The sequence below is a fragment of the Prescottella sp. D32 genome (assembly GCF_037287305.1).
GTDB classification, from domain to species: domain Bacteria; phylum Actinomycetota; class Actinomycetes; order Mycobacteriales; family Mycobacteriaceae; genus Prescottella; species Prescottella equi.
The window spans coordinates 33,420-58,283 of record NZ_JARBSW010000003.1 but is presented as its reverse complement, the minus strand read 5'-3'; the positions used below and the strand labels follow the sequence as shown (position 1 = coordinate 58,283).

Sequence of the window (24,864 nt, the reverse complement as noted above, 5' to 3'; positions counted from 1 at the left end):
GACCGTTATCGTGATGGCGACTCGTCGGAGGTGCGTTGTGCCCAGAGTGACTGTCAGGCCCGAGGATCGGGTGATCAGTCTGCGTGACGGTCGGTCGATGGGATTCGCCGACTACGGTCCCGCAGACGGCTTCGTCGTGGTCAATGCCCACGGCGGACTGTCCTGCCGACTCGACATCCGAGCCGCCGCCCCGGTCGCCGAGGCGGCCGGGATCCGGCTCATCTCACCGGATCGCCCCGGGATCGGGCTGTCCGATCCGAGCCCCGGACGGACAGTGCTCGACTGGGCGTCCGACGTCGAACAACTGGCCGATCAGCTCGGCGTCGAGCGGATGGGCGTGCTCGGGTGGTCCATGGGCGGGCAGTATGCGGCCGCGCTCGGATACGCGTTGTCGTCCCGCATCAGTCGGATCGCGATCGTGGCGGGCGCGCTGCCGCTGACCGAGGCGGGGACGTTCGCGCGGTTGCCCCGGATCGATCGGCTGTTCACGCGGATGTCGGTGGGTTGTCCGGGGCTCGCGGAGGCGTCCTTCCGCGGTCTGTCGGTGCTCGCCCGAGCGATGCCGCGGCAGTTCGCGCGGATCTCGTCGCGCACGCTCGCCCCCGCCGACGCGGAGTTGGTCGACAGCGAACCGAGGGTGTTCGCGGCCATGATCGACGAGGGGCTCAGGAATCCGGCGGGCGTCGTCGAGGAATACCGGGCGTGGATGCGGCCGTGGGGCTTCTATCCGGAGGATCTCGAGGTGCCGGTCGACGTATGGTGGGGCGACGCGGACCAGTTGATTCCGCGGGAATGGCCGGCCGAACTCGCGACGCGAATCCCGAAGTCCACGTTGAACATCGGGACGGGCGGCCACTTCATGGCGCACCTGCACTACCGGGCCATCCTCGACTCGCTCGCGGACGTCGCCTGAGGCGGAGAGCGTCGCGTCGGTCACTCGGGCCCGCCGGACACCGGTCGTCGATACGTGACTTCCTCCGGGAAACTGGTGGTCGAGGCCCGCACGTCGAGCGCGGTTACGAGTGCGTCGAGGCCGCGCGCGGCATTTTCACCATCGATTTCACACTTGTACGTAGTGGGCGCACCCGCAGAGTTGTGGCACTCTGGAGTTGCTCCTTTTGGTAGGGGAGACCGAGAAGGCCCCGGGATCGCGAGATCTCGGGGCCTTACTCGTAGGAATCACTCGTGGGAGTCGTCGATCGGAATCGTCGATCGACATCGTTCCCGGCGACACGCCGAGGTAGCCGAATGGTCCCGCCGAATTCCGGAAGTTGTGTGGTGCCCTCGGTGAGACTCGAACTCACACTGCACGGGTTTTGAATCCGTTTCCTCTGCCAATTGGGATACGAGGGCGTCCTGCGGGTTCCTACTCTAGAAGATCACGGAGCACAGTCAAACCACCGGTACCCTCGAAGCGTTCGCGCCCCGATTCGGCGGGCGCCGACCCCCGAGGAGACAGGTGACCATGAACGCTCCCGCCGCGCAGGGCACGGAACGACGGCCGCGGCGCGTGGTGGTGGCGGAAGACGAGGTCCTGATCAGGCTCGACCTGGTCGAGATGCTCCGCGAGGAAGGCTACGACGTCGTCGGTGAGGCCGGCGACGGCCAGCGCGCTGTGGAGTTGGCGGAAGAACTCCGTCCGGACCTGGTGATCATGGACGTCAAGATGCCCCGACGCGACGGCATCGACGCCGCCTCCGAGATCGCCGCGAAGCGCATCGCGCCCGTGGTGATCCTCACCGCATTCAGCCAGCGCGAACTGGTGGAGCGGGCCCGCGACGCCGGTGCGATGGCGTACCTCGTCAAGCCGTTCTCGAAGTCGGATCTGGTGCCGGCAGTCGAGCTGGCGGCAAGCCGCTTCGTCGAGATCTCGCTGCTCGAGCGGGAGGTCGCGAACCTGTCCGATCGACTCGAGACGCGCAAGGTCATCGAACGTGCCAAGGGAATGCTGATGCAGTCACAGAACCTGTCGGAGCCCGAGGCGTTCAAGTGGATCCAGCGGGCCGCGATGGATCGCCGGACGACCATGAAGGCCGTCGCCGAGGTGGTCCTCGACACTCTCGGCGGAGGCAGTTCCCCCGCCTGAGCGGGTTTGCGGGGGTTCCGGTCGGCGACGCGCGGGGACGAGGGGCCGTGGTGTCGGCCCTCCTCCCTAGACTGGTCAACCGTGAGCCCCGCAACCACGTCCTCGTCCACCACTCCCGCTACCGCCGACGCGTCCGGTTCCGACCGCCCGACGTTGATGCTCCTCGACGGGCACTCGCTGGCGTACCGCGCGTTCTTCGCCCTGCCGGCCGAGAACTTCAAGACGCAGAGCGGTCAGGCCACCAACGCGGTCTACGGGTTCACGTCCATGCTCATCAATCTTCTGCGCGACGAGCAGCCCACGCACGTGGCCGCCGCATTCGACGTCTCCCGGCAGACGTTCCGCGCCGAGGCGTTCCCGGAGTACAAGGCCAATCGCAACAAGACCCCGGACGAGTTCAAGGGGCAGGTCGAGATCACCAAGGACGTCCTCGCGGCGATGGGCATCCCGGTGATGGCGATCGAGGGATTCGAGGCCGACGACGTCATCGCCACCCTCACCACGCAGGCCACGGCGCTCGGCTACCGGGTGCTGGTCGTGACGGGCGACCGCGATTCGCTGCAGTTGGTCACCGACGACGTCACGGTGCTCTACCCCCGCAAGGGTGTCTCGGATCTGACGCGCTTCACTCCGGCGGCGGTCGAGGAGAAGTACGGCCTCACCCCGCAGCAGTACCCCGACTACGCGGCGCTGCGCGGCGACCCGAGCGACAACCTGCCCGGCATCCCCGGTGTCGGGGAGAAGACCGCGGCCAAGTGGATTCGTGAGTACGGCTCCCTCGAGAACCTCGTCAACGACGTCGACAAGGTGCGCGGCAAGGTGGGGGATGCATTGCGCGCCAACGTCAACAGCGTGCTCCTCAATCGGCACCTCACCGAGATGGTGCGCGACGTCGCGGTGCCCTACACGCCGGACCAGTTGGCGCTCGCGCCGTGGGACCGCGAGCGTATCCACGCGCTGTTCGACGACCTCGAGTTCAAGGTGCTGCGCGACCGGTTGTTCGCGACCCTCAGTTCCACCGAACCCGAGGCCGAGGAAGGCTTCGAGGTCAGCGGACGGGCTCTCGCGCCGGGTGAGGTCGCGGCGTGGATCGCCGAACATGCGTCCACCGGGGAGCGGCACGGGCTCTCCGTCGTCGGCACCACCACTCCCTACGGCGGTGACGTGACCGCCGTCGCGATCGCGGCGCCCGATGGCGAGGGGGCCTACATCTCGACCACGACGGCGACGCCGGAGGACGAGGCGGCACTCGCGGACTGGCTTGCGGATGCCGGCCGGCCCAAGGCGCTGCACGAGGCGAAGCGGGCGATGCATGCGCTGCGCGGACGCGGCTGGACGTTGGCGGGTCTCACCAGCGACACCGCACTCGCCGCGTACCTCGTGCGTCCCGGCCAGCGGAGCTTCAACCTCGATGATCTGTCGCTGCGCTACCTCAAGCGCGAGCTTCGGGTGGAAGAGTCCGGCCAGCAACAGCTTTCGCTCCTCGACGACGAGGACGCGGCCGACGCGGAGGCGGCCGAGGGTGAGATCCTGCGTTCGCGGGCGGTCCGCGATCTCGCCGCGGCGCTCGACACCGAACTCGCCGACATCGAGGCCACCGGCCTGCTCGCGGACATGGAACTGCCGCTGCTCGAGGTGCTCGCCAACCTCGAGTCGACGGGCATCGCGGTCGACACCACGCATCTGCACGACCTGCAGTCGGCGTTCGCCGCGCGCGTCGCCGAGGCGGCCGAGGCTGCCTACGCGGTGATCGGCAAGCAGATCAACCTGGGTTCGCCGAAACAGTTGCAGGTGGTGCTGTTCGACGAACTCGACATGCCGAAGACCAAGAAGACGAAGACTGGATACACCACCGACGCGGATGCGTTGCAGTCCCTGTTCGAGAAGACGCAGCACCCGTTCCTCGAGCACCTTCTCGAGCACCGCGACGCGACGCGGCTCAAGGTGACGGTCGACGGTCTGCTCAAGACGGTGGCCGAGGACGGACGGATCCACACCACGTTCAACCAGACCGTGGCGGCGACCGGACGACTGTCGTCGACCGAGCCGAACTTGCAGAACATTCCGGTTCGCACCGACGCGGGCCGTCAGATTCGCGACGGGTTCGTCGTCGGCGAGGGCTACGAGACGCTGCTGACCGCCGACTACAGCCAGATCGAGATGCGCATCATGGCGCACCTGTCCGGTGACGCGGGCCTGATCGAGGCGTTCATCACCGGCGAGGATCTGCACAGCTTCGTCGGCTCGCGCGCGTTCGGTGTACCGATCGAGGAGGTCACGCCGGAACTGCGGCGCCGCGTGAAGGCGATGTCGTACGGTCTCGCCTACGGGCTGAGCGCGTTCGGGTTGGCGGCGCAGCTGAAGATCTCCACCGAGGAAGCCCGTCAGCAGATGGACGCGTACTTCGCACGCTTCGGCGGGGTCCGCGACTACCTCCACGAGGTCGTCGAGCAGGCCCGCAAGGTGGGTTACACCGAGACCCTGTTCGGCCGTCGGCGTTACCTGCCGGACCTCAACAGCGACAACCGTCAGCGTCGGGAAGTGGCCGAGCGCGCGGCTCTCAACGCGCCCATCCAGGGCACCGCTGCCGACATCATCAAGGTCGCGATGATCGACGTCCAGCGCGCACTCCGCGAGGCCGGGCTGGCGTCGCGGATGCTCCTGCAGGTACATGACGAACTCGTCCTCGAGGTCGCCGCGGGCGAGCGTGAGCGGGTCGAGCAGCTGGTTCGCGAGAAGATGGCGGCGGCGATCGATCTGTCGGTGCCGCTCGAGGTGTCGGTGGGCACGGGACGCAGCTGGGACGCCGCGGCGCACTGACCGTGCAGGGGAAACGCCGGGCGCACCCGATCGGTGCGCCCGGCGTTTCCGTCTCTCGTGGCGTGCCGGGGTCAGTTCCCCGTCTGCGATGCGATCTCCGCGCGGACCGCGTCCATGTCGAGCGCCTTGACCTGGGTGATCAGGTCTTCGAGCGCGGCCGGCGGCAGCGCACCCGCCTGGTTGAACACGAGCACGCCCTCGCGGAACGCCATGATCGTGGGAATCGAGCGGATCCCGGCGCCGGCGGCGAACTCCTGCTCGGCCTCGGTGTCCATCTTGCCGTGCACGACGTCGGGGTGCTTCTCCGACGACGCATCGAACGTCGGCGCGAAGTTGCGGCACGGGCCGCACCACGACGCCCAGAAGTCGACGAGCACGATGTCGTTGTCCTCGACGGTCTGCTTGAAGTTCTGCTGGGTGAGGGTCTGGGTAGCCACGAAGGGTCCTTTCGGGGGAGTCGTCATCGATATCCGCTGACTCGGGATATCCGCTGATTGGCCGGTACAACGCTCCGTCGGCCCGAATTCTTCCGGATCGCGGAACACGCCCGGCCGCCGCGGTTTGTTTCCACTGCTCAAGGGTGACGTGTGATTCGCCACTCACGTTTGTCGTCGGAGTCCCACCGCCGGATTCCCGCCGAGGTGCCGACCACGTCGCGACTACCGGCACGCGTGACGACGACGGCGGTACCGAGATCGGTGGACTGGATGCGGCGCGACAGCGTGACGTGCGGCGTCCACTCGCCGGGCACGATGTGCGGGGGCACCCCTTCGCAGTCCGCGATCAGCTCGTAGACGATCCGCTGCAGTGTGAGGAGTTCCGTGGTCGGGACCACCAGCCGCGCCAACGTGAGCCGCCGGCCACCGAACACCACGACGCCGCCGAGCCGGATCGGGAGTGGGGCCGACGGAAGTTCCCGCACCAGCGCGTCCTCGATGTCGTCGGGGATATGGCTGGCCACCCCCATCGTGACGTGCGGCCGGTTCGACTCCGCGGTGATGCGGTCCTGGCTGGGCAGGCGCGCGGACGAGAGCCGGCGCCATTCGGCACGCACGGTTGCGTCGATGTCGGGGTCGAGCAGCAACTCCACGGACTGGACCATCGTGAGTAATGATTGTCGCGTGGGGAGCGTCAGCACAGGAGATTTGCGGAATCTGCGTCTCGGTTCGTTGCAGGGCGACGGCATCGGACGGGAGATCGTGCCCGCCGCCCGGGACGTCGTGGACGCCGCGATGTCGGCCGCAGGGCTTCCGGAGGTGGAGTGGGTGCCACTGCCGATCGGGCTCGACGCGATCGAGTCGCACGGGTCACCGATGCCGGAGAGCACCCTCGTCGCCCTGGCCGAACTCGACTCGTGGATCCTCGGCCCGCACGACAGCGCGTCCTATCCGGACCCGTTCCAGATGCAGCTGACCCCGGGCGGCACGATCCGCAAGCGCTTCGACCTGTACGCCAACATCCGGCCGGCGCGGGCCCTGCCCGGCGTACGCGCGGTATCGCCGCGCATGGATCTGGTCATCGTCCGGGAGAACACCGAGGGCTTCTACGCCGACCGCAACATGTTCGTGGGCAGCGGTGAGTTCATGCCTACTCCCGACGTGGCGATGGCCGTCGGTGTGGTGACACGACAGGCGTGTGAACGCATCGCCCACACCGCCTTCGGGCTCGCGATGCGCCGGCGCAAGCGGGTCACCGTGGTGCACAAGGCGAACGTGCTGGCCACCACCACCGGTCTGTTTCGCGACGTGTGCCGAGACGTCGCCGCGCACTATCCGGACGTCCGCCTGGACGACGAGCACGTCGACGCGATGGCCGCATACCTGGTGCGGCGCGGGGAGGACTACGACGTCGTCGTCACCGAGAACATGTTCGGCGACATCCTGTCCGATCTCGCCGCCGAGTTGTCCGGATCACTCGGGACCGCCGCCTCGATCAACGCGTCCGAGACGAAGGCGATGGCGCAGGCCGCGCACGGTGCGGCCCCGGACATCTCGGGCCGCAACCGCGCGAACCCCGTCGCGCTCTTCCTGTCGGCCGCGATGCTTCTCGACTGGATCTCGGCTCGCCGCAGCGAACCGGCGTTCGCCGCCGCGGCCGAGCGCATCCGTAGTGCCGTCGAGCGAACCGTGGAGTCGGGCGTCGCCACTGCCGACCTCGGTGGGCTGGCGTCGACCAGCGAGTTCACCGAGACCGTGATCGCCCGGGTGTTCCGGCGGTGATCGCGGACCGCGTTCGCTACCTGCACCGCTCAGGCAGTAGTGTGTCCCGGGTTCGCCGGTCGGGAAACGGAGGTTCGAGGCGCGCGTGTTCGCTCGATTCGCAAGGTGCGTGACCGCTGCCGTCGCGACATCCGTCTTGGCCTTCGGGGCCGTGGGATGTGTCACGAACGACGAGGGGTTGGTTCCGGTCCTGCCGGACATCGACGTGCAACGGGTCGCCGCGATCGCCGACCAGTTGCCCCCGGACGTCGCAGCCTCCGGCGAGCTTCGTATCGGCACGAATCCGCCCTATGCCCCCAACGAGTTCAAGGACGAGTCGGGAGCGATCGTGGGCTTCGACGTGGACCTGATGGAGGCAGTGGGCGCGGTCCTCGGCCTGACGCTCGACCTCAAGCAGACCGATTTCGACAAGATCATCCCGGCCGTCCAGGCCGGGACCCTCGACCTCGGTATGTCGTCGTTCACCGACACCCTCGAGCGTGAGAAGAGTGTCGACTTCGTCACCTACTACAGCGCCGGAGTGCAGTGGGCGCAGCGGGCGGGCGACGACATCGACCCGGACGATGCGTGCGGCCTGCGCGTCGGGGTGCAGACCACCACGATCGAGGACATCGACGAGGTGCCCGCGAAGAGCGCGGCGTGCGTCGCGGCCGGGAAGCCCCCGATCCGCAAGATCAAGTACGACAGCCAGGACGACGTGGCGAACGCCCTCATCCTCGGGCGGGTGGACGCGCTGTCGGCCGATTCGCCGGTGACCGCGTACGCGATCAAGCGCAGTGACGGCCGCATGGTGCCCGCGGGCGGTGTGTACGACGCCAGTCCGTACGGATGGGTGGTCGCGAAGGGTTCGCCGCTCGCCCCGGTGCTGCAGCAGGCGGTCCAGTACCTCATCGACGGCGGTCAGTATCAGGCCATCGCCGAAGCATGGGGTGTCGAGGCGGGGATGATCGACACATCGGTCGTCAACGGCGCAACGAACTGAACACAGGAGAGAACACAGTAATGCCAGCCAACGAGAGCCGACCACCGGACGCAGTGGTCGCCTCCGAGCCGGAACCCATCAAGGCGGTCCCGTTGCGGCACCCCGGCCGCTGGGTCGCGGCGGTCGTCGTGCTGGCGCTGTTCGGCCTGTTCGTCTACGGCGCCGCGACCAACGAGGCCTTCCACTGGGACGTGTACGGGCAGTATCTGTTCGACAAGCGCATCACCGCCGCCGCATGGAAGACCATCCAGTTGACGGTTCTGGCCATGGTGATCGCCATCGTGCTCGGGGTGGTCCTGGCCGTCATGCGCCTGTCGCCCAACCCGGTCCTGCGTTCCGCGGCGTGGGTCTACCTGTGGGTGTTCCGCGGAACCCCGGTGTACGTCCAGTTGGTGTTCTGGGGCCTGTTCCCGTCGATCTACAAGACGATCGACGTGGGCATCCCGTTCGGGCCCCAGTTCGCGCACTTCGACATCCAGGCGCTCGAAGCGGCCTTCCTGTTCGCGGTCATAGGCCTGGCGCTCAACGAGGCGGCGTACATGGCCGAGATCGTTCGAGCGGGTGTGGGCTCGGTGAGTGAAGGCCAGACCGAGGCGTCCACCGCTCTGGGCATGTCGTGGGCGCAGACCATGCGGCGCACGGTGCTTCCGCAGGCGATGCGGGTCATCATCCCCCCGACCGGCAACGAGCTGATCAGCATGCTCAAGACCACGTCGTTGGTCGCCGCGGTGCCGTACAGCCTGGAGTTGTACGGCCGGGCCCGCGACATCTCCGGCGCCAACTTCTACCCGGTGCCGCTCCTGCTCGTGGCCTCCACGTGGTACCTGGCGATCACCAGCATCCTGATGGTCGGTCAGTACTACATCGAGCGCCACTACTCGAAGGGCGCTTCACGCACCCTCACCGCCGGGCAGCTGCAGGCGCTCGCCAAGGCCCAGCGCCGCGACGAAGGGGGAGCGGTGTGACCACCCCAATGGTCCGCGCCGACCGAGTCTGCAAGAACTACGGCGCGCTACAGGTGCTCCGCGGCATCACACTCGAGATCCCGCGCGGCCAGGTGCTGTGCCTGATCGGTCCGTCCGGCTCCGGCAAGTCGACCTTTCTGCGCTGCATCAACCACCTCGAACGAGTGGACGCCGGCCGCCTGTACGTCGACGGTGAACTCGTCGGCTACGCGGAGCGCGGCGGCAAACTGCACGAACTGAGCCCGCGGGCGGCGGCGAAGCAGCGCCGCGACATCGGCATGGTCTTCCAGCACTTCAATCTCTTCCCGCACCGCACGGTCCTGGACAACATCGTCGAGGCGCCGGTCCTGGTGAAGAAGGTGCCTCGCGCGAAGGCCGTCGCGCAGGCCCGGGAACTGCTCGACCGGGTGGGTCTGTCGTCGAAGGCCGACGCCTATCCCGTGCAGCTGTCCGGCGGTCAGCAACAGCGCGTCGCGATCGCGCGCGCCCTCGCGATGGAACCGAAACTGATGCTGTTCGACGAGCCGACGTCGGCCCTCGACCCCGAACTGGTCGGCGAGGTGCTCGGTGTCATGAAGGAGCTCGCCAGGGACGGCATGACGATGGTCGTCGTCACCCACGAGATGGGCTTTGCCCGGGAGGTGGCCGACCAACTCGTGTTCATGGACGGCGGTGTGGTCGTCGAAGCCGGAAATCCCCGGGAGCTGCTGGCCAACCCGCGGCAGGAGCGGACCAGGGCTTTCCTGTCGAAGCTGCTGTGAGGATCAGGCCGGCTTGCGGGTGACGAAGATGGCCGTGCCCGGGAACAGCTGACCCCGCAGCGGACTCCACTGTCCCCACTCGCGGTCGAGCCACTCCGGCCACTCGGGCTCGACGATGTCGCGCACCTCGAGACCGGCCGTGACCGCCTCTCGCACGCGGTCCCCGATGGTGCGGTGGTGCTCTACGTACGTCGGGACGCCGTCGTCGTCGACTTCTACGTACGGCGTCCGGTCGAAGTAGGGGAGCGTCGCGGTGAGACCGCGCGGGCCGGGATCGTCGGGGAAGATCCACCGGATCGGGTGGTTGACCGCGAAGATCCACAGACCGCCCGGGCGCAGGACGCGCGCCACCTCCGCCATCACCCGGGCCGAATCCGCGACGAACGGAACCGCACCGAAAGCCGAACAGGCGGCGTCGAAGCTCTCGTCCCGGAACGGGAGCGTCTCGGCGCCGGCCTGGACGAGGGGGACTCGTGAACCGGCCTCGTCCATCGCAGCCACCCCGCGGGCCAGCATCCCCATCGACAGATCGAGACCGACGACGTCGGCGCCCTGGGACGCGAGCCACCGGGCACACGGTGCAGATCCGCAGCCCACTTCGAGGATGCGCTTGCCGGCGACGTCGCCGAGGAGGTGCACGTCGCCCTCGTGGAGACCCTCCGGGCACCACACGAATTCGCCGGCGCTCGAGTCGACACCGAGGAACTCGCCGTGCGTGCGGTGGTAGTCGTCGGCGTCGGCGTCCCACCACGCGCGGCTCGCGCGTTCGCTGGCGTCCGAACCGATGCGGGTGCGGGCGACCCCGCTGGTCCCGAGGGTGGAGATGGCGGCGGCGTGACGATCGTCGGACATGGAGGTCAAGCCTAGATGTCGCGCCGGGATGGTCGTCTGCCCGCCCGTCGGCGGCCGCGGCCGGGCCGGTGACGGCAGGGTTTGCCCAGCTAGCCGTAGGTCGCGTACCCTGTTGCTCGCGAGTGTCTTCGGTGCGGATCGCCACCGGCCGAAGTTTGGTCGGCGGAGTCGTCGGAAGACCTCGTGGTGGACCGGAAGATCGGTCGGATCCGGCATTACGTCGGAACGTACGGCATCCCGATCCGCCTGTCTGACAAACACCATCAACCGACTAACAACCCGTCCGGAGCAACTCAACACATGCCCTCCAACACCGTGACCTCGCCGCAGGTAGCCGTCAACGACATCGGCTCCGCCGAGGACTTCCTCGCCGCCATCGACGCCACGATCAAGTACTTCAACGATGGCGACATCGTCGAAGGCACGATCGTCAAGGTCGATCGCGACGAGGTCCTTCTCGACATCGGTTACAAGACCGAAGGCGTCATCCCTTCCCGTGAGCTCTCCATCAAGCACGACGTCGACCCCAACGAGGTCGTCTCCGTGGGCGATGAGGTCGAAGCCCTGGTCCTCACCAAGGAGGACAAGGAAGGCCGTCTGATCCTGTCGAAGAAGCGCGCTCAGTACGAGCGTGCCTGGGGCACCATCGAGGAGCTCAAGGAGAAGGACGAGGCCGTCAAGGGCACCGTCATCGAGGTCGTCAAGGGTGGCCTCATCCTCGACATCGGCCTGCGTGGCTTCCTTCCCGCTTCGCTCGTCGAGATGCGTCGCGTCCGCGACCTCCAGCCGTACGTCGGCAAGGAGATCGAGGCCAAGATCATCGAGCTCGACAAGAACCGCAACAACGTGGTCCTGTCGCGTCGTGCATGGCTCGAGCAGACCCAGTCCGAGGTCCGCAGCGAGTTCCTGCACCAGCTGCAGAAGGGCCAGGTCCGCAAGGGCGTCGTGTCCTCGATCGTCAACTTCGGTGCGTTCGTCGATCTCGGCGGCGTCGACGGTCTGGTCCACGTCTCCGAGCTCTCCTGGAAGCACATCGATCACCCGTCCGAGGTCGTCGAGGTCGGCAACGAGGTCACCGTCGAGGTTCTCGACGTCGACCTGGACCGCGAGCGTGTCTCCCTGTCGCTGAAGGCGACGCAGGAGGACCCGTGGCGTCAGTTCGCCCGCACCCACGCGATCGGCCAGATCGTTCCGGGCAAGGTCACCAAGCTGGTTCCGTTCGGCGCGTTCGTCCGCGTCGAGGAGGGCATCGAGGGCCTGGTGCACATCTCCGAGCTGGCCGAGCGCCACGTGGAGGTTCCGGACCAGGTTGTGGGCGTCGGCGACGATGCGCTCGTCAAGGTCATCGACATCGACCTGGAGCGCCGCCGCATCTCGCTGTCGCTGAAGCAAGCGAACGAGGACTACAACGCCGAGTTCGATCCGTCCAAGTACGGCATGGCCGACTCGTACGACGAGCAGGGCAACTACATCTTCCCCGAGGGCTTCGATCCCGAGACCAACGAATGGCTCGAGGGCTTCGACAAGCAGCGTGAGGAGTGGGAGTCCCGCTACGCCGAGGCGGAGCGTCGCCACAAGATGCACACCGCTCAGATGGAGAAGATGGCTGCCGACGAGGCTGCCGAGGCTGCGGCCGGCGCTTCGGGCACCAACTACTCCTCGGAGTCGGGCTCGGACGAGGGCGCTGCCGCGTCCACCGAGTCCGCCGGTGGCTCGCTGGCGAGCGACGCACAGCTCGCTGCACTGCGCGAGAAGCTGTCGGGCAACGCCTGATAGCGCCGGCCTGATCATTCAGGCCTGATCGACCGGAAGACCCCGACCCTGACTCTCACGGTCGGGGTCTTCTGTCTTTCCGTCCCCACCTTTGTCCGTCGCCCCTCCGCGTTTTGCGCACTTATCGCGCCGAAACGCCGGCCCCTGCGCGCGATAAGTGCGCAAAACGCGGGTCCGGAGGGGGCGGGGGGAATCGGGCAGGGATGACGGGGGAGAGACGACTGTGGCCCGATCCCGGCGGGGATCGGGCCACAGTGCGTGTCCTGTGCGGGTGGTCAGCCCGCCGCGGCAGGCACCCATCGGGTGGGCATGGTCGCCGTGCGCTTCTTGATGGTCGCGAAGCTGTGGCGAGCGGGGCTCAGGATACTGGTGAACCAGTTGCGACGGTGCTCTGCGAGCGCCGTGGCCACCTCGGGGATGAGGATGGCGTGAATGCCGTTCTCCATGCCGAGACGGTGCCGACCGGGACGGGTGGGATGGCTGCTCATGCGCTTCTCCTACTCGATTCAATCGGCTGTTCGTACGGTCTCCGAAAGGGTATCTGACCAGGTCGAAGAACCCCGTCATTTGGTGCGTAGATGATCTTCGGCGTGTTTGGTGAGAGACTGGTCGGCGTGTTGAGAGTGGGCCTCACAGGAGGCATCGGAGCCGGCAAGTCGACCGTGTCGAAGGTCCTCGCGGAATTGGGTGCGGTGATCGTCGACGCCGACCTGATCGCCCGCGAGGTCGTCGAGCCGGGCACCCCGGGGCTCGCGGCCCTGGTCGACGCGTTCGGCGACTCGATCCTGCACGACGACGGTTCGCTGAACCGTCCGGCGTTGGCGGAGAAGGCATTCGGCAGCGACGACTCCCGGATGCTGCTCAACTCGATCCTGCATCCGCTCATCGGGGCGCGCACCACGGAACTTGTCGAGGGTGCCCCCGCCGACGGAATCGTCGTGCAGGACATTCCGCTGCTCGTCGAGGGCCGCATGGGTCCCGCGTTCAATCTCGTCCTCGTCGTGTACGTCGACGAGGAGGAACGAGTCCGACGTCTCGTCGAACTGCGCGGCATGCCGGAGACGGACGCCCGGGCACGGATTGCGGCGCAGGCCACCGACGCGCAGCGCCGCGAGGCCGCCGACGTCCTGCTCGACAACAGCGGTACTCCCGACATGGTCGGGGAGCAGGTCCGCGCGCTGTTCACTGATCGCCTGGTCCCCTTCGAGGCCAATCTGCGAACCGGGACGGCGGTGTCGGTGCCACCGGTCGTGCGCCCGGCGGATCCGGACTGGGCGGCGCAGGGCCGGCGGCTGGTCGAGCGACTGCGACTGGTGTGCGGAGACCTGGCCACGCGGATCGATCACGTCGGGTCGACGGCCGTTCCGGGTCTGGATGCCCGCGACCTCGTCGACGTCCAGATCACGGTGAAGGACCTGGCGGCCGCGGATGCATTGGCCGGACCGCTCGCCGCAGCGGGGTTCCCGCGCATACCGGACGACGATCGGGACCTGCCGAAGCCGACCTACGGTGTCGGGGGCGAGGCGGATCCCGGGCTGTGGGACAAGCGCACGCACGGCGGCGCCGACCCCGGACGGCCGGTGCACATCAGCATCCGTGTCGCGGGGTGGCCCGGTCAGCAATTCGCACTGCTGCTGCGCGACTGGCTGAGTGCGGACGTGGATGCGCGTGCCGAGTTCCTCGAGGTCAAGCAAGCCGCGTCCGCCACGGCCGCCGAGAACACGCACGAGGCCGACGCCGACGTCGCGTACGCCGAAGCGGTCGCGCCCTGGTTCGACCAGGGGTATCAGCGAGCCTGGGCCTGGGCGGAGGCAACGGGTTGGACGCCCGGCGATTGACGGGCGTCAGCGCCAGCTGATCGGCATGCCCTTCGACGCGAGCCACGCGTCCAGGTCGTGGCCGTGGGCAGCGATCCCGTCGACGGCGGCCACCGCACGTTGCACCGCGCGGTCGGCGGTGCGCGGGGAGATGTATCCGTGCGCGGTTGCGGAGATCAACTCGTCGACGTCGAGGAGCTCGGTTTCGCGCCCCGTCCGGACGACGAGATCCAGGTAGTGGTCCTCCGATTTCCACACGTCCGGTCCGCGCGTGAAGTCGCCGATGTCGATGTAGTGGTCCTGATCGCGATCGTGGTACGGGTGGAAATGGAAGATCGACGCGCGGATTCCCAGGTCCGGGATGATCCAGGACTCCAGGTAGTGGAATTGCGGGTGGTCCGCTGTGCGCGCCATGTACAGGCCCCACGGCTCGAGCCGGTAGTGGTCCACCGGCCGGACGAATCCCTTGGGATCGGTGTTGGTGCACTCGGTGACGTTGAAGTACTCGATCTTGGGCCGGTGTGCCGGAGCCAGGTCGACCGCGGGTACGTAGACGGCTGCGGGGGCTGCGGGCGGCGTGGCCGCAGCGAGGCCCGGTTCGACGTTCTCCATAAAGCAAGAAAGTACCGGCAAACGTGGCGCCGGGCAGCGGCGATCGACCGGGCCTCGGACAGCGTTATCAGAACTTGTCGGAACCGGCGCATACCCTGGGGACATGGCGTTCGCATCCGAGCACCCCGTGGTTGCCCATTCCGAGTTCCGACCGGTCAGCGAGATCGAGCGGTCCGACGCGCGTTTCCAGGTCGTCAGCGAGTACGAGCCTGCCGGTGACCAGCCGCAGGCCATCGACGAGCTGGAGAGGCGGCTCCGAGAGGGCGAGAAGGACGTCGTCCTGCTCGGTGCTACCGGCACCGGTAAGTCGGCGACGACGGCTTGGCTGATCGAGCGGGTCCAGCGGCCCACTCTCGTGATGGCGCCGAACAAGACTCTCGCCGCGCAGCTCGCCAACGAACTCCGGGAGATGCTGCCGAACAATGCCGTCGAGTACTTCGTCTCGTACTACGACTACTACCAACCCGAGGCGTACATCGCGCAGACGGACACCTACATCGAGAAGGACTCGTCCATCAACGACGACGTCGAACGGCTCCGCCACTCGGCCACCTCGAGTCTGCTGTCCCGACGGGACGTCGTCGTGGTCGCGTCGGTGTCGTGCATCTACGGTCTCGGCACCCCGCAGTCGTATCTGGATCGGTCGATCCAGCTCGAGGTGGGCGTGGAGGTCGACCGGGACGCCCTGCTCCGGCTCCTCGTCGATGTCCAGTACAACCGCAACGACATGGCGTTCACCCGCGGATCGTTCCGCGTCCGCGGCGACACCGTGGAGATCATTCCCTCGTACGAGGAACTTGCCGTGCGGATCGAGTTCTTCGGCGACGAGGTCGAGGCGCTGTACTACCTCCACCCTCTCACCGGGGACGTCGTGCGCCAGGTCGACACCGTGCGGATCTTCCCGGCGACGCACTACGTGGCCGGGCCGGAGCGGATGGAACGCGCGGTCCAGGACATCGAGGCGGAGCTCGAGGAACGCCTCGCCGACCTGGAGAACCGCGGCAAGCTGCTCGAGGCGCAACGTTTGCGGATGCGGACGCAGTACGACCTCGAGATGATCAAGCAGGTCGGATTCTGTTCCGGCATCGAGAACTACTCGCGGCACATCGACGGTCGCCCGGCAGGTTCGGCTCCCGCCACGCTGATCGACTACTTCCCGGAGGACTTCCTCCTGGTCATCGACGAGTCGCACGTGACGGTGCCCCAGATCGGTGCGATGTACGAGGGCGACATGTCCCGGAAGCGGAATCTCGTCGAGTTCGGCTTCCGGCTCCCGTCGGCGACCGACAACCGGCCGTTGACCTGGGAAGAGTTCGCCGGCCGGATCGGTCAGACCGTGTACCTGTCGGCCACACCGGGCGCGTACGAGCTCGGCCAGGCCGGCGGTGAGTTCGTCGAACAGGTGATCCGCCCCACCGGTCTGGTCGACCCCGAGGTGGTCGTGAAGCCGACCAAGGGACAGATCGACGACCTCGTGCACGAGATCCGCGAGCGTTCCGAGCGCGACGAGCGCGTGCTGGTCACGACGCTCACCAAGAAGATGGCCGAAGACCTGACCGACTATCTGCTCGAGCTCGGTATCCGGGTGCGATACCTGCACTCCGACATCGACACCCTCCGACGCGTCGAGCTGCTGCGACAGCTTCGGCTCGGGGAGTACGACGTCCTCGTGGGCATCAACCTGCTCCGCGAGGGTCTCGACCTGCCGGAGGTTTCGCTGGTCGCGATTCTGGACGCCGACAAGGAGGGCTTCCTGCGTAGCACCACCAGTCTCATCCAGACCATCGGACGCGCGGCCCGCAACGTGTCCGGGCAGGTGCACATGTACGCCGACAAGATCACCGACTCGATGCAACGAGCCATCGAGGAGACCGAGCGTCGGCGCGAGAAGCAGATCGCCTACAACCTCGAGAAGGGCGTCGATCCGCAGCCGCTGCGGAAGAAGATCGCCGACATCCTCGACCAGGTGTACGAGGAGGCCGAGGACACCGAGGTCGGCGTCGGCGGTTCCGGTCGCAACGCCAGTCGCGGGCGGCGGGCGCAGGGCGAGGCCGGTCGTGCCGTCAGCGCCGGCATCTACGAGGGTCGTGACGTGAAGTCCATGCCGCGAGCCGAGTTGGCGGATCTCGTCAAGGAGCTCACCGATCAGATGATGAACGCCGCACGCGATCTCCAATTCGAGCTGGCCGGCCGGTTGCGGGACGAAATCGCGGACCTGAAGAAGGAGTTGCGCGGGATGGACGCGGCGGGCCTGAAGTAGAGGTCAGTACGCTTCCGGGACATGGACGTACATCTCGCCGGACGCACTGCTCGGTCGCTCGAACTTCTGCATTCGCTCGCCTACTTCGCACCCGAGGTCGAGCGGGAACTGGTCGGGAGCGGGCTCGAACCGGGCCGAATGACGTACTTCGCCGGACGTTCCGCACCGATGGGAGCGGTGTCGGCGGGGGTCGTCGCCGCCGTGTTCTACAACTTCAACCCGTCGCTGATCTCGAACGTGCTCCCGCGTGCCTGGACCCTCGCGGACCCCGCGGAGATCGTGAAGGCGCGGTATCGCGGCGTCGATGCGGCCTACCGCTCGCTGCTCGGAGAGAAGGTGATCGCGTCGCAGCAGATGTCGGAGGCCGCACAGCTCGCCGCTATTGCGGCGCAGGCGATCCCGGGCGTCGACGGTCGCCCGCTGTATGCGGGGTATGCCGCACTGGACTGGCCGGACCAGCCGCATCTGGTGCTGTGGCATGCGCTGACGCTGCTGCGCGAGTACCGCGGGGACGGTCACGTGGCAGCGCTGCAGACCGCCGGATTCAGCGGGCTCGAGGCGCTGATCACGCACACCGCCGCGGGAATCGGTTTCCGGAAGTCGTTCGCGCAGTCGCGTCGTGGCTGGAGCAGCGAGGATTGGGCGTCGGCGGCGGCCGACTTGGTCGACCGGGAGTTGCTGACCCCCGACGGCGAGCTGACCGTCGACGGCCGTGAACTACGCGAGGTGGTCGAGGATCTCACCGACGAGCTCGGGTCGGCGCCGTGGACCGAACTTGGGGAGGACGGAGCAGCCCGCCTCGCCGAACTCGCCACGCCGTGGTGCCGGTCCGTACGCGATTCGGGTCTGTTCCCGGAATCGCTGTTCGGCCCGCGGTACGGCGAGTCCCGCTGACAGCGCGACCCACACGGTGGAATCCCGTGGTGAAATGGTCGCAGGGGTGGATCCGTCCACCGGGGGATGAAGCATGTTGTGCCGCAATTCCACCTGACGTCGCGCCGATGCGGATAGTGTCAGCGCAGCGAACGGGAATCTTCGGTCGAACAGGGCACGCAGCCGGAGTCCTCGAACGAACGCACACATGGAGGAATCAATGACCGCGTATCGGACCGTCGTCGTCGGAACCGATGGATCGGACTCGTCGTACCGCGCAGTCGACAAGGCTGCTGCCCTTGCCGGTGCGGCAGATGCGAAGCTCGTGATCGCATGCGCCTACTATCCCGCGGATCCGAAGGACACCGAGGCGGCGCAGGACACCCTGCGTGAGGACGCCTACCAGGTGACCGGATCTGCCCCCACCTACGAGATCCTCCGGAGGGCGCGCGAGCGTGCCTTGGGTGCGGGCGCCAAGGACATCGTCGAACGCGCCGTCGTCGGCGCGCCGGTGGATTCGCTTCTCGCACTTGTCGACGAGGTGGAGGCGGACCTCCTGGTCGTCGGCAACCGCGGACTCAACACCCTGACGGGGCGTCTGCTGGGTTCCGTGCCGTCCGACGCGGCACGCAAGTCGACGTGCGATGTCCTCATCGTGCACACGGTGCGCTGACCGGTCAGCAGAAGTCGCTACGCGTCGAATCGAGCAGTAGCCGGGTGGCCCGCTCGGCGGTGAGCACGCCGCCGGACTGGCTCGCCGCGTAGGCGGCCGTCGGCCGCAGGTGCGTCAGAATCTCGGAATCGGGTGTGCCGGCCGCGATCTGCCGGCACACCCCGTCCGCGAGGGCGAGCAGCGTCGGGTGAGGAACGACGGCGGGGAATCCTCGGGCCGCAAGCACCTGCGAGAGATGCTCGGTGCGGACGTCGGCCACGGTCGCGACAGTGGACGGCTCGGGCGGATCCGCCACTGCCTCGGCAGGAGGGCCGGCAGGGTTCGTGGCGCCGCAGGCCCCGAGCGTCACCGCAATCGCGCCGGCAGTCAACGCGATGGGCAGTGCGCGCACTGCGCGTCCCCGCAGACGCGATCGGATCACGGTCTCTTCCTTCTGCAGTCGACGATTCGGTGCCCAGGCACCGTACCGCCTCGACGTTCTCGCCCACGAGCGGTTCGGCGATCAGGCCCGTGTGCAGACGGATTCGTCGAGCGCGTCGAGCACACTCGGCAGCGGCCGAGCGTGGACGATGCCGAGACGCTGCGTCGCTCGCGTCAGCGCGACGTAGAGGTCGTTCATGCCGCGCGGGGACTCGTCGAGCAGATTCTGCGGTTCGACGATGATCACCGAATCGAACTCCAGGCCCTTCGCGTCCTTGACGGTCAGCACACTCACGTCGTCGGAACGCAGATCGGCGAGCTGCGCGACGTGCTCGTGTCCGGCGAGGACGGCCGTCAGTCCCGGCCCGGACTCGGCGGCGACACGTCGACGGACCTCGTCGAGAACCTCGGTGGCGTCGACGCACTGGGCCCACGGCGCGTGGCCCGACGCACGGACCGACCGCGGCACCGTCTGGTTCGGGTCGATCTCTTCGAGGACCTTGTGCGCGAGCTCCATGATCTCGGCGGGCGTGCGGTAGTTGACGGTGAGCTCGGTCAGCTTCCATCGCTGCGCTACATACGGCCCGAGCACGTCCTGCCACGAGGAGCTGCCCGCCGGATCGCCGGTCTGGGCGGTGTCGCCCACGAGGGTCATCCACCGGTTGGGGATGCGGCGCATCAACATTCGCCACGCCATCTCCGACAGCTCCTGCGCCTCGTCGACGATCACGTGGCCGTACGTCCACGTCCGGTCGCCGGCGGCGCGCTCCGCGGTGGTCCGGTGGCGGCCGAGGTCCTGACGCTCGGCGAGCTGGCTGGCGTCGATGAGGTCGTAGGCCATGAGGATCTCGGGATCCATCTCGTCTTCGAGGTCTTGGGGCGCCGAACCGGTCAGGATGTCGAGCGCGCCCTGGGCGTCGGCGATCTGGGCCCGCCAGCGGCGCCCTGCGCGTTCGCGTTCGGCGGCGTCGTCGATACCGAGAAGCTCGGCGAGCTCGTCCAGCAGCGGCGCATCGGCGGCACTGAACCCGACCCCCTCGGTGCGGAGCAGTACGTCGCGTTCGGAGTCGGAGAGTTCGGGGGCCGCGGATGCCAACCGTTCGGGGGAGCGGAGAAGATCGGTCAGGACCTGCTGCGGCGTCAGCTCGGGCCAGAGCGCGTCGAGAGCTGCCATGATCGCTGGGTCTTCGCGCATCTCGTCGCGCATGTCGGCGATGTCGTCGCGGCTGAGCAGGTTCGAGCCGTCGAGCACGTTGCGCCCCAGGGTGGCCGCGAGCTGGTCGGCGAGCGCCTCGATCGCGGCGGACACGAAGATCGGACGCGCGAGGTTGTGGGGGCGACGCGACGAGCGCGCGCGTCCGCGGGCGCGGGTGACGATCTTCCGGTCGAGCGTGATCGGGTAGGTGTCGAACCGCAGCTCGATCGGTGACTTCGGCACCTCCTGGCGGTCGCGGACCGCCTTCTTCAACACGTCGATCATCGCCAGGGAGCCCTTGAGCTCGCCCTCTTCCAACGAGTCCTCACGGGTCGCGCGGACGCCCGGATACAGATCGCCGATCGTCGACAGCAGGACTCCCGTCTCACCGAGCGAGGGCAGGACCTGACCGATGTAGTCGAGGAACGTGGCGTTGGGTCCGATGATGAGGACGCCGGCCCGGTCCAGTTGCTGCCGGTACGTGTAGAGCAGATAGGCGGCGCGGTGCAGGGCCACGGCGGTCTTGCCCGTGCCAGGTCCTCCCTGCACGACCAGGACACTGCGGTGGTTCGACCGGATGATGGCGTCCTGCTCGCTCTGGATGGTTTCGACGATGTCGTGCATCTGCCCGGTCCGGGCCGCGTTCAGTGCGGCCAGCAGTGCGCTCTCGCCGGCGACACCGCCCGCTCCGCCGCCGTCGCCGTGAGCCCGCGCTGCGTCGAGGTCGAGGTACTCGTCGTTGATCGCGGTGACCGTCCGCCTCCGGGTGCGGATGTGGCGCCGGCGGGTGACCCCCTCCGGGGCGGCCGGGGTCGCGAGGTAGAACGGCCGGGCGAGAGGTGCTCTCCAGTCGAGGAGGAGCGTCTCGTAGTCGCCGTCCTCGTCGAGGATGCCGACGCGTCCGACGTAGCGCGGTTCTCCGTCGACGTCGATGCGGCCGAAGCACAGGCCGTTCTCCGCTGCGTCGTAGCGGGCGAGGTCCTCGGTGTACATCTGGGTGAACGACTCGCGCTCGCTCCGCGCCTGCGGGGTGCCACCGCCCTCGAGGAGGACTCGGCTGAGCCGGTCGGAAGCGTACGTGCGCAGGCCGTCGAGGCGCTCGTACAGCATCGACACATAACCCTGCTCGTGGTCGAGTTCGGGGTGGATGTGGGCCTCGTCGGGCAAGAGGTCTCCTAGATCGAGGGACGGCAGAAAAGCGCCCAAGCAGTCTAGTGCGCGGGGGATGCTCGCGCAGATTCGCTGGTCGAGGGCCCTTCGTGGGTCGCGGCCCGGATGCGTGAGCGTGGCGTGCAGTGGGTAGTCGGAGAGCGGACCGATTCCGCCCACAACCGGAGAGGGGAGAGCATGACCTCCACCAGCGTGCAGCCCACCAGTGCGTCCGGCCCCGACGCGACACCCTTCCGCACCGTCGACCCGTACACCGGACGGTCGATCAGGGAGTACCCGTACCTCGTCGGGGAGCAACTCGACGAGATCGTGGAGCGAGCCGCCGCCGCATTCGAACTGTGGCGCGACGAACCCGTCGAACGCCGTGCGCACGTGCTGGCCCGCGCCGCCGAACTCGTGCGCGAACGCAAGGGCGACTTGGCGGCGTCGGTGACGCGGGAGATGGGCAAGCTGATCACGGAGGCTCGCGCCGAGGTGGACCTGGCGGCGGCGATCTTCGACTACTACGCCGAACATGGACCCGAGTTCCTCCGTCCCCGTGAGCTCGACGTGGACGAGGGCACCGCCGAACTCGTCAACGAGCCCATCGGAGTGCTGCTCGGCATCGAGCCGTGGAATTTCCCGCTCTACCAGGTGGCCCGCTTCGCCGCCCCGAACCTGCTGCTGGGCAACGTGATCCTGCTCAAACACTCGAGTTCGTGTGCGCAGACGGCACTCGAACTCGAGAAGCTCTTGGCCGACGCCGGGGCGCCGGAGGGTGTGTACAGCAACCTCTTCCTGCAGGTCTCCGACGTGGAACGGGTGGTCTCCCACCCGGCGGTTCAGGGCACCTCCCTGACCGGCAGCGAACGCGCCGGCGCCTCCCTGGCCGAGATTTCGGGCCGGCACCTGAAGAAGTGTGTGCTCGAGCTCGGTGGCAGCGATCCGTTCGTGGTGCTCGACGTGGACGATCTGGACGGCGTTCTCGATGCGGCGGCCGCGGGACGACTCGGCAACACCGGCCAGAGTTGCGTTGCCTCCAAACGCTTCATCGTCCCGGACGCCGTCTACGACGAGTTCGTCGAGGGACTCACCCGCCGGTTCTCCCAACTCGTCGTAGGAGATCCGTCGGATCCACAGACGACGCTGGGCCCGCTGTCGTCGGAGGACGCTGCACGAAAGTTGCTCGAACAGGTCGACGACGCCGTAGCCAAGGGCGCCACGGTCACTGTCGGCGGAACACGTCCGGACGACCGGGGGCCGGACGGAAACGGCGCGTTCGTCGACGCCACCGTGCTCACCGGCGTGACGCCGGACATGCGCGCGTTCGAGGAGGAGCTGTTCGGGCCGGTCGCGGTCGTCTACCGGGTGGCCGACGAGGACGAGGCGGTGGAGCTCGCCAACTCGACGCGCTTCGGTCTCGGTGGCACGGTCTTCGGCTCGGACGAGGCGCGGGCTCGCGCCGTCGCCGATCGCATCAGGAGCGGGATGGTGTGGATCAACCATCCCACGTCGACCGCCCCGGAGCTTCCTTTCGGCGGCGTCAAGAGTTCCGGTTTCGGTCGCGAGTTGAGTGATCTCGGTCTGTTCGAATTCGCCAACCGCAAGCTGATTCGTTCCGTCCCGAAGAACACCGGAGTCGAACACGCGGCAACCGGTTAGGAGGGGAGGTATTCGTGACCGCCTCACGGTCGGACACCGACGTGGTCCGCGACCTCCTCGACCGGGCAGGCCGAACCTTCGCGGAGGAGGCGCGTATCACGCTGAAGGACACACCCAAACCGTTGTTTCAGCTGCTGGTGCTGTCCATGCTGCTCAGCTCCCGCATATCGGCCGACATCGCGACGCGGGCGGCCCGAGAGTTGTTCGCCGCAGGATGGCGGACGCCGGACACGATGGAGGCTGCACCGCGGGCGGAGGTGATCGCGGCGTTGCAGCGAGGTCGATACACGCGGTACGACGAGAGCACCGCGACCCGCCTGAGGAAGATGGCCCACCGTGTGACGGCCGAGTACCGTGGCGATCTGCGCGAGCTCGCGCAGCGAAGCGATCACGACGCGGGCGCGGCCGCACGGCTGCTGGAGGAGTTCGACGGCATCGGCCCGGTGGGCGCCGAGATCTTCCTCCGCGAGGTTCAGGACACGTGGACGTGGCTCCGGCCGCATCTCGACGACCGCGCCCTCGACGGTGCCGAGGCGCTGCATCTGCCGCGGGACCGCGGGGGACTCGGCGCGTTGGCCGGGACGCGGGGGATGGCGCCGCTCGCCGCAGCGCTCGTCCGGGTGACCATCGACTCGCAACTCCGGGACGAGCTCTCGGGATCGGGCGAACGATGACCGTGCCGAATCCGAAACGGGCGGCACGTCACCGGAATTCCGGTGACGTGCCGCCCGATATCGGTCGTCCGGCGTCAGCGTGACGACGGGCGATCAGTCCTGCAGTTCGGCGGCCTTCGCGCGCGCGGCCGCGAGAGCATGCTCGGCCTTCTTGCGGGCCTTCTTGCTCACGACCTCACTCTGCTCGCCGGCGGTCGCCAGTGCGTGTTCCGCCTTCTTGCGGGCCCGCTTGCTCAACACCTCGCCCTGCTCGCTCGCCGAGGCGGCCCATTCCGTTCCCCGGTCCCGGGCGACGTGGGCGAACTCGGTTCCGCGCTCGCGCGCGAGTTCGGCGAGTACCGGTCCGCGTTCGCGGGCCACTTCGCTCAGCTCCGCACCGCGTTCCTTCGCGAGGTGCGCCAGTGCCGACCCTCGGACACGGGCCGCGTCGAGAAGTTCGCCGCCACGCTCACCGGCCTGCTCGGCCGCCGACCGCGCCCGCTCGGATACCACGTGCATCGTGTGTTCGGCATCCGAACCGTTTGCGCTCGAGAACGCTTCCGCGACCGAAGCCTGCGCCTTGCGGGCGGCGCGCCGGCCGCGCCAGCCCAGCGACGGCTTGCCCTCGGTGTCGACAGCAGCGATGAGCAGCCCGCCGAGCATCGTCATGTTCTTGAAGAACTGCATCCGCTGCATCGCGCGCTGCTGCGGGTCGTCGACGTTCCAGAAGTCGTGCCCGGCGAGCGTGGTCGGAACGAGCGTCCCGGCCAGGACCAGCGAGGCTGCACGCGGCGCCTTGCCGACCGCGAGCAGTGCACCCGCCCCGACCTGGAGCGCGGCATTGATCTTGACCAATGTCTCGGGGTCGGACGGCAACTTGTCGGTGACGGCACCGGGAAGCGTCCCGACGGATTTCTCGATCAGCGCCCCGGCGGCGTCGGCTTTGGGAGCCGGACTGCGCAGGGAATCGATGCCACCGGCGATGAACACGGTGGACAGGAGCGGGCGGGCAATTCTTCGAACGATCATGGGCGGACTCCCTACCTCGATTGTCCCTCCACCGTATCCAGGCGAGCGTGATCCGGCACGGCA

Annotated in this window: 22 protein-coding genes and 1 tRNA gene; 14 read left to right on the top strand and 9 right to left on the bottom strand. The window is 67.9% G+C overall.

Annotated features, from left to right (window positions below):
* Positions 1 to 13 precede the first annotated feature (13 nt).
* Entirely contained in the window at positions 14 to 913 is a 900-nt protein-coding gene (locus PSS76_RS14850) for an alpha/beta fold hydrolase (RefSeq protein WP_337456298.1), read from the top strand.
* A 363-nt stretch (positions 914 to 1,276) separates the two neighbouring features.
* Here PSS76_RS14850 and PSS76_RS14845 read toward each other — a convergent pair.
* Positions 1,277 to 1,353, bottom strand: a tRNA-Leu gene (locus PSS76_RS14845).
* Positions 1,354 to 1,465: 112 nt separating this feature from the next.
* Here PSS76_RS14845 and PSS76_RS14840 point away from each other — a divergent pair.
* Both PSS76_RS14840 and polA read left to right on the top strand, forming a co-directional pair.
* Positions 1,466 to 2,086 (top strand): ANTAR domain-containing response regulator, encoded by a 621-nt coding sequence (locus PSS76_RS14840; protein WP_022596204.1) that lies wholly within the window; start codon positions 1,466 to 1,468, stop codon positions 2,084 to 2,086.
* 81 nt (positions 2,087 to 2,167) lie between these two features.
* Positions 2,168 to 4,906 carry a DNA polymerase I gene (gene polA, locus PSS76_RS14835; protein WP_337456297.1) on the top strand — a complete coding sequence of 913 codons (2,739 nt, stop codon included), beginning with the start codon at positions 2,168 to 2,170 and terminating at the stop codon, positions 4,904 to 4,906.
* Positions 4,907 to 4,977: 71 nt separating this feature from the next.
* Here the strand turns inward: polA and trxA are convergent, their stop codons facing one another.
* The gene (gene trxA / locus PSS76_RS14830) at positions 4,978 to 5,343 is read right to left on the bottom strand and encodes a thioredoxin (RefSeq protein WP_013416164.1); all 366 of its coding nucleotides are present in this window, start codon (positions 5,341 to 5,343) and stop codon (positions 4,978 to 4,980) included.
* Between the two features lie 137 nt (positions 5,344 to 5,480).
* Positions 5,481 to 6,008: a 2'-5' RNA ligase family protein gene (locus PSS76_RS14825; RefSeq protein WP_005512893.1), complete on the bottom strand. Its 528-nt coding sequence runs from the start codon at positions 6,006 to 6,008 to the stop codon at positions 5,481 to 5,483.
* 43 nt (positions 6,009 to 6,051) lie between these two features.
* On the opposite strand from PSS76_RS14825, the gene PSS76_RS14820 reads away from it, so the two are divergent.
* The 4 genes from PSS76_RS14820 (at position 6,052) to PSS76_RS14805 (ending at position 9,833) form a co-directional block, all read left to right on the top strand.
* Positions 6,052 to 7,125, top strand: coding sequence for an isocitrate/isopropylmalate dehydrogenase family protein (locus PSS76_RS14820; protein WP_022596196.1), 1,074 nt, complete (start codon positions 6,052 to 6,054; stop codon positions 7,123 to 7,125).
* A gap of 109 nt (positions 7,126 to 7,234) precedes the next feature.
* Positions 7,235 to 8,107: an ABC transporter substrate-binding protein gene (locus PSS76_RS14815; protein ID WP_022596194.1), complete on the top strand. Its 873-nt coding sequence runs from the start codon at positions 7,235 to 7,237 to the stop codon at positions 8,105 to 8,107.
* Between the two features lie 20 nt (positions 8,108 to 8,127).
* On the top strand, positions 8,128 to 9,072 hold the full coding sequence (locus tag PSS76_RS14810; RefSeq protein ID WP_005512898.1) for an amino acid ABC transporter permease: 945 nt from the start codon (positions 8,128 to 8,130) through the stop codon (positions 9,070 to 9,072).
* A gap of 8 nt (positions 9,073 to 9,080) precedes the next feature.
* A complete protein-coding gene (locus PSS76_RS14805) occupies positions 9,081 to 9,833 on the top strand; it encodes an amino acid ABC transporter ATP-binding protein (protein WP_022596191.1) in 753 nt (250 codons plus the stop codon).
* Between the two features lie 3 nt (positions 9,834 to 9,836).
* Here PSS76_RS14805 and PSS76_RS14800 read toward each other — a convergent pair whose 3' ends face one another.
* On the bottom strand, positions 9,837 to 10,685 hold the full coding sequence (locus PSS76_RS14800; RefSeq protein ID WP_064077939.1) for a class I SAM-dependent methyltransferase: 849 nt from the start codon (positions 10,683 to 10,685) through the stop codon (positions 9,837 to 9,839).
* Positions 10,686 to 10,985: 300 nt separating this feature from the next.
* Between PSS76_RS14800 and rpsA the strand changes: the two genes are divergently transcribed.
* Positions 10,986 to 12,458 (top strand): 30S ribosomal protein S1, encoded by a 1,473-nt coding sequence (gene rpsA, locus PSS76_RS14795; protein WP_013416161.1) that lies wholly within the window; start codon positions 10,986 to 10,988, stop codon positions 12,456 to 12,458.
* 275 nt (positions 12,459 to 12,733) lie between these two features.
* Here the strand turns inward: rpsA and PSS76_RS14790 are convergent, their stop codons facing one another.
* Positions 12,734 to 12,946, bottom strand: a complete 213-nt coding sequence (locus PSS76_RS14790; protein WP_022596185.1) for a hypothetical protein — start codon at positions 12,944 to 12,946, stop codon at positions 12,734 to 12,736.
* A 126-nt stretch (positions 12,947 to 13,072) separates the two neighbouring features.
* Here PSS76_RS14790 and coaE point away from each other — a divergent pair, with 126 nt between their 5' ends.
* The gene (gene coaE / locus PSS76_RS14785) at positions 13,073 to 14,296 is read left to right on the top strand and encodes a dephospho-CoA kinase (protein WP_201790123.1); all 1,224 of its coding nucleotides are present in this window, start codon (positions 13,073 to 13,075) and stop codon (positions 14,294 to 14,296) included.
* A 6-nt stretch (positions 14,297 to 14,302) separates the two neighbouring features.
* Here coaE and PSS76_RS14780 read toward each other — a convergent pair whose 3' ends face one another.
* Entirely contained in the window at positions 14,303 to 14,887 is a 585-nt protein-coding gene (locus PSS76_RS14780; protein WP_069856398.1) for a ribonuclease FAU-1 family protein, read from the bottom strand.
* A 103-nt stretch (positions 14,888 to 14,990) separates the two neighbouring features.
* On the opposite strand from PSS76_RS14780, the gene uvrB reads away from it, so the two are divergent.
* The 3 genes from uvrB (at position 14,991) to PSS76_RS14765 (ending at position 18,693) form a co-directional block, all read left to right on the top strand.
* Positions 14,991 to 17,147 carry an excinuclease ABC subunit UvrB gene (uvrB, locus tag PSS76_RS14775; protein ID WP_005512908.1) on the top strand — a complete coding sequence of 719 codons (2,157 nt, stop codon included), beginning with the start codon at positions 14,991 to 14,993 and terminating at the stop codon, positions 17,145 to 17,147.
* A gap of 21 nt (positions 17,148 to 17,168) precedes the next feature.
* Positions 17,169 to 18,041: an SCO6745 family protein gene (locus tag PSS76_RS14770; protein WP_064077937.1), complete on the top strand. Its 873-nt coding sequence runs from the start codon at positions 17,169 to 17,171 to the stop codon at positions 18,039 to 18,041.
* A 199-nt stretch (positions 18,042 to 18,240) separates the two neighbouring features.
* Positions 18,241 to 18,693 (top strand): universal stress protein, encoded by a 453-nt coding sequence (locus tag PSS76_RS14765; RefSeq protein WP_022596179.1) that lies wholly within the window; start codon positions 18,241 to 18,243, stop codon positions 18,691 to 18,693.
* Between the two features lie 4 nt (positions 18,694 to 18,697).
* Here PSS76_RS14765 and PSS76_RS14760 read toward each other — a convergent pair whose 3' ends face one another.
* Together PSS76_RS14760 and PSS76_RS14755 are read right to left on the bottom strand one after the other, a co-directional pair.
* Positions 18,698 to 19,114: a hypothetical protein gene (locus PSS76_RS14760; protein ID WP_013416157.1), complete on the bottom strand. Its 417-nt coding sequence runs from the start codon at positions 19,112 to 19,114 to the stop codon at positions 18,698 to 18,700.
* A gap of 81 nt (positions 19,115 to 19,195) precedes the next feature.
* Positions 19,196 to 21,475: a HelD family protein gene (locus tag PSS76_RS14755; protein WP_064058725.1), complete on the bottom strand. Its 2,280-nt coding sequence runs from the start codon at positions 21,473 to 21,475 to the stop codon at positions 19,196 to 19,198.
* A 180-nt stretch (positions 21,476 to 21,655) separates the two neighbouring features.
* On the opposite strand from PSS76_RS14755, the gene PSS76_RS14750 reads away from it, so the two are divergent.
* Positions 21,656 to 23,119, top strand: a complete 1,464-nt coding sequence (locus PSS76_RS14750) for an NAD-dependent succinate-semialdehyde dehydrogenase (RefSeq protein ID WP_337456296.1) — start codon at positions 21,656 to 21,658, stop codon at positions 23,117 to 23,119.
* 14 nt (positions 23,120 to 23,133) lie between these two features.
* Complete coding sequence (locus tag PSS76_RS14745) at positions 23,134 to 23,793, top strand: hypothetical protein (RefSeq protein WP_064058723.1); 660 nt, start codon at positions 23,134 to 23,136, stop codon at positions 23,791 to 23,793.
* Between the two features lie 93 nt (positions 23,794 to 23,886).
* On the opposite strand, the gene PSS76_RS14740 is transcribed toward PSS76_RS14745, so the two are convergent.
* A complete protein-coding gene (locus PSS76_RS14740; RefSeq protein WP_337456295.1) occupies positions 23,887 to 24,801 on the bottom strand; it encodes a DoxX family protein in 915 nt (304 codons plus the stop codon).
* Between the last annotated feature and the right edge of the window lie 63 nt (positions 24,802 to 24,864).

Excerpts from the sequence above, each read along its gene's own strand:
- PSS76_RS14850 (WP_337456298.1), top strand. The coding sequence starts at position 14 with ATGGCGACTCGTCGGAGGTGCGTTGTGCCCAGAGTGACTGTCAGGCCC.
- PSS76_RS14840 (WP_022596204.1), top strand. The coding sequence starts at position 1,466 with ATGAACGCTCCCGCCGCGCAGGGCACGGAACGACGGCCGCGGCGCGTG.
- PSS76_RS14825 (WP_005512893.1), bottom strand. The coding sequence starts at position 6,008 with ATGGTCCAGTCCGTGGAGTTGCTGCTCGACCCCGACATCGACGCAACC.
- PSS76_RS14810 (WP_005512898.1), top strand. The coding sequence starts at position 8,128 with ATGCCAGCCAACGAGAGCCGACCACCGGACGCAGTGGTCGCCTCCGAG.
- PSS76_RS14805 (WP_022596191.1), top strand. The coding sequence starts at position 9,081 with ATGGTCCGCGCCGACCGAGTCTGCAAGAACTACGGCGCGCTACAGGTG.
- PSS76_RS14800 (WP_064077939.1), bottom strand. The coding sequence starts at position 10,685 with ATGTCCGACGATCGTCACGCCGCCGCCATCTCCACCCTCGGGACCAGC.
- rpsA (WP_013416161.1), top strand. The coding sequence starts at position 10,986 with ATGCCCTCCAACACCGTGACCTCGCCGCAGGTAGCCGTCAACGACATC.
- PSS76_RS14790 (WP_022596185.1), bottom strand. The coding sequence starts at position 12,946 with ATGAGCAGCCATCCCACCCGTCCCGGTCGGCACCGTCTCGGCATGGAG.
- PSS76_RS14780 (WP_069856398.1), bottom strand. The coding sequence starts at position 14,887 with ATGGAGAACGTCGAACCGGGCCTCGCTGCGGCCACGCCGCCCGCAGCC.
- uvrB (WP_005512908.1), top strand. The coding sequence starts at position 14,991 with ATGGCGTTCGCATCCGAGCACCCCGTGGTTGCCCATTCCGAGTTCCGA.
- PSS76_RS14770 (WP_064077937.1), top strand. The coding sequence starts at position 17,169 with ATGGACGTACATCTCGCCGGACGCACTGCTCGGTCGCTCGAACTTCTG.
- PSS76_RS14765 (WP_022596179.1), top strand. The coding sequence starts at position 18,241 with ATGACCGCGTATCGGACCGTCGTCGTCGGAACCGATGGATCGGACTCG.
- PSS76_RS14750 (WP_337456296.1), top strand. The coding sequence starts at position 21,656 with ATGACCTCCACCAGCGTGCAGCCCACCAGTGCGTCCGGCCCCGACGCG.
- PSS76_RS14740 (WP_337456295.1), bottom strand. The coding sequence starts at position 24,801 with ATGATCGTTCGAAGAATTGCCCGCCCGCTCCTGTCCACCGTGTTCATC.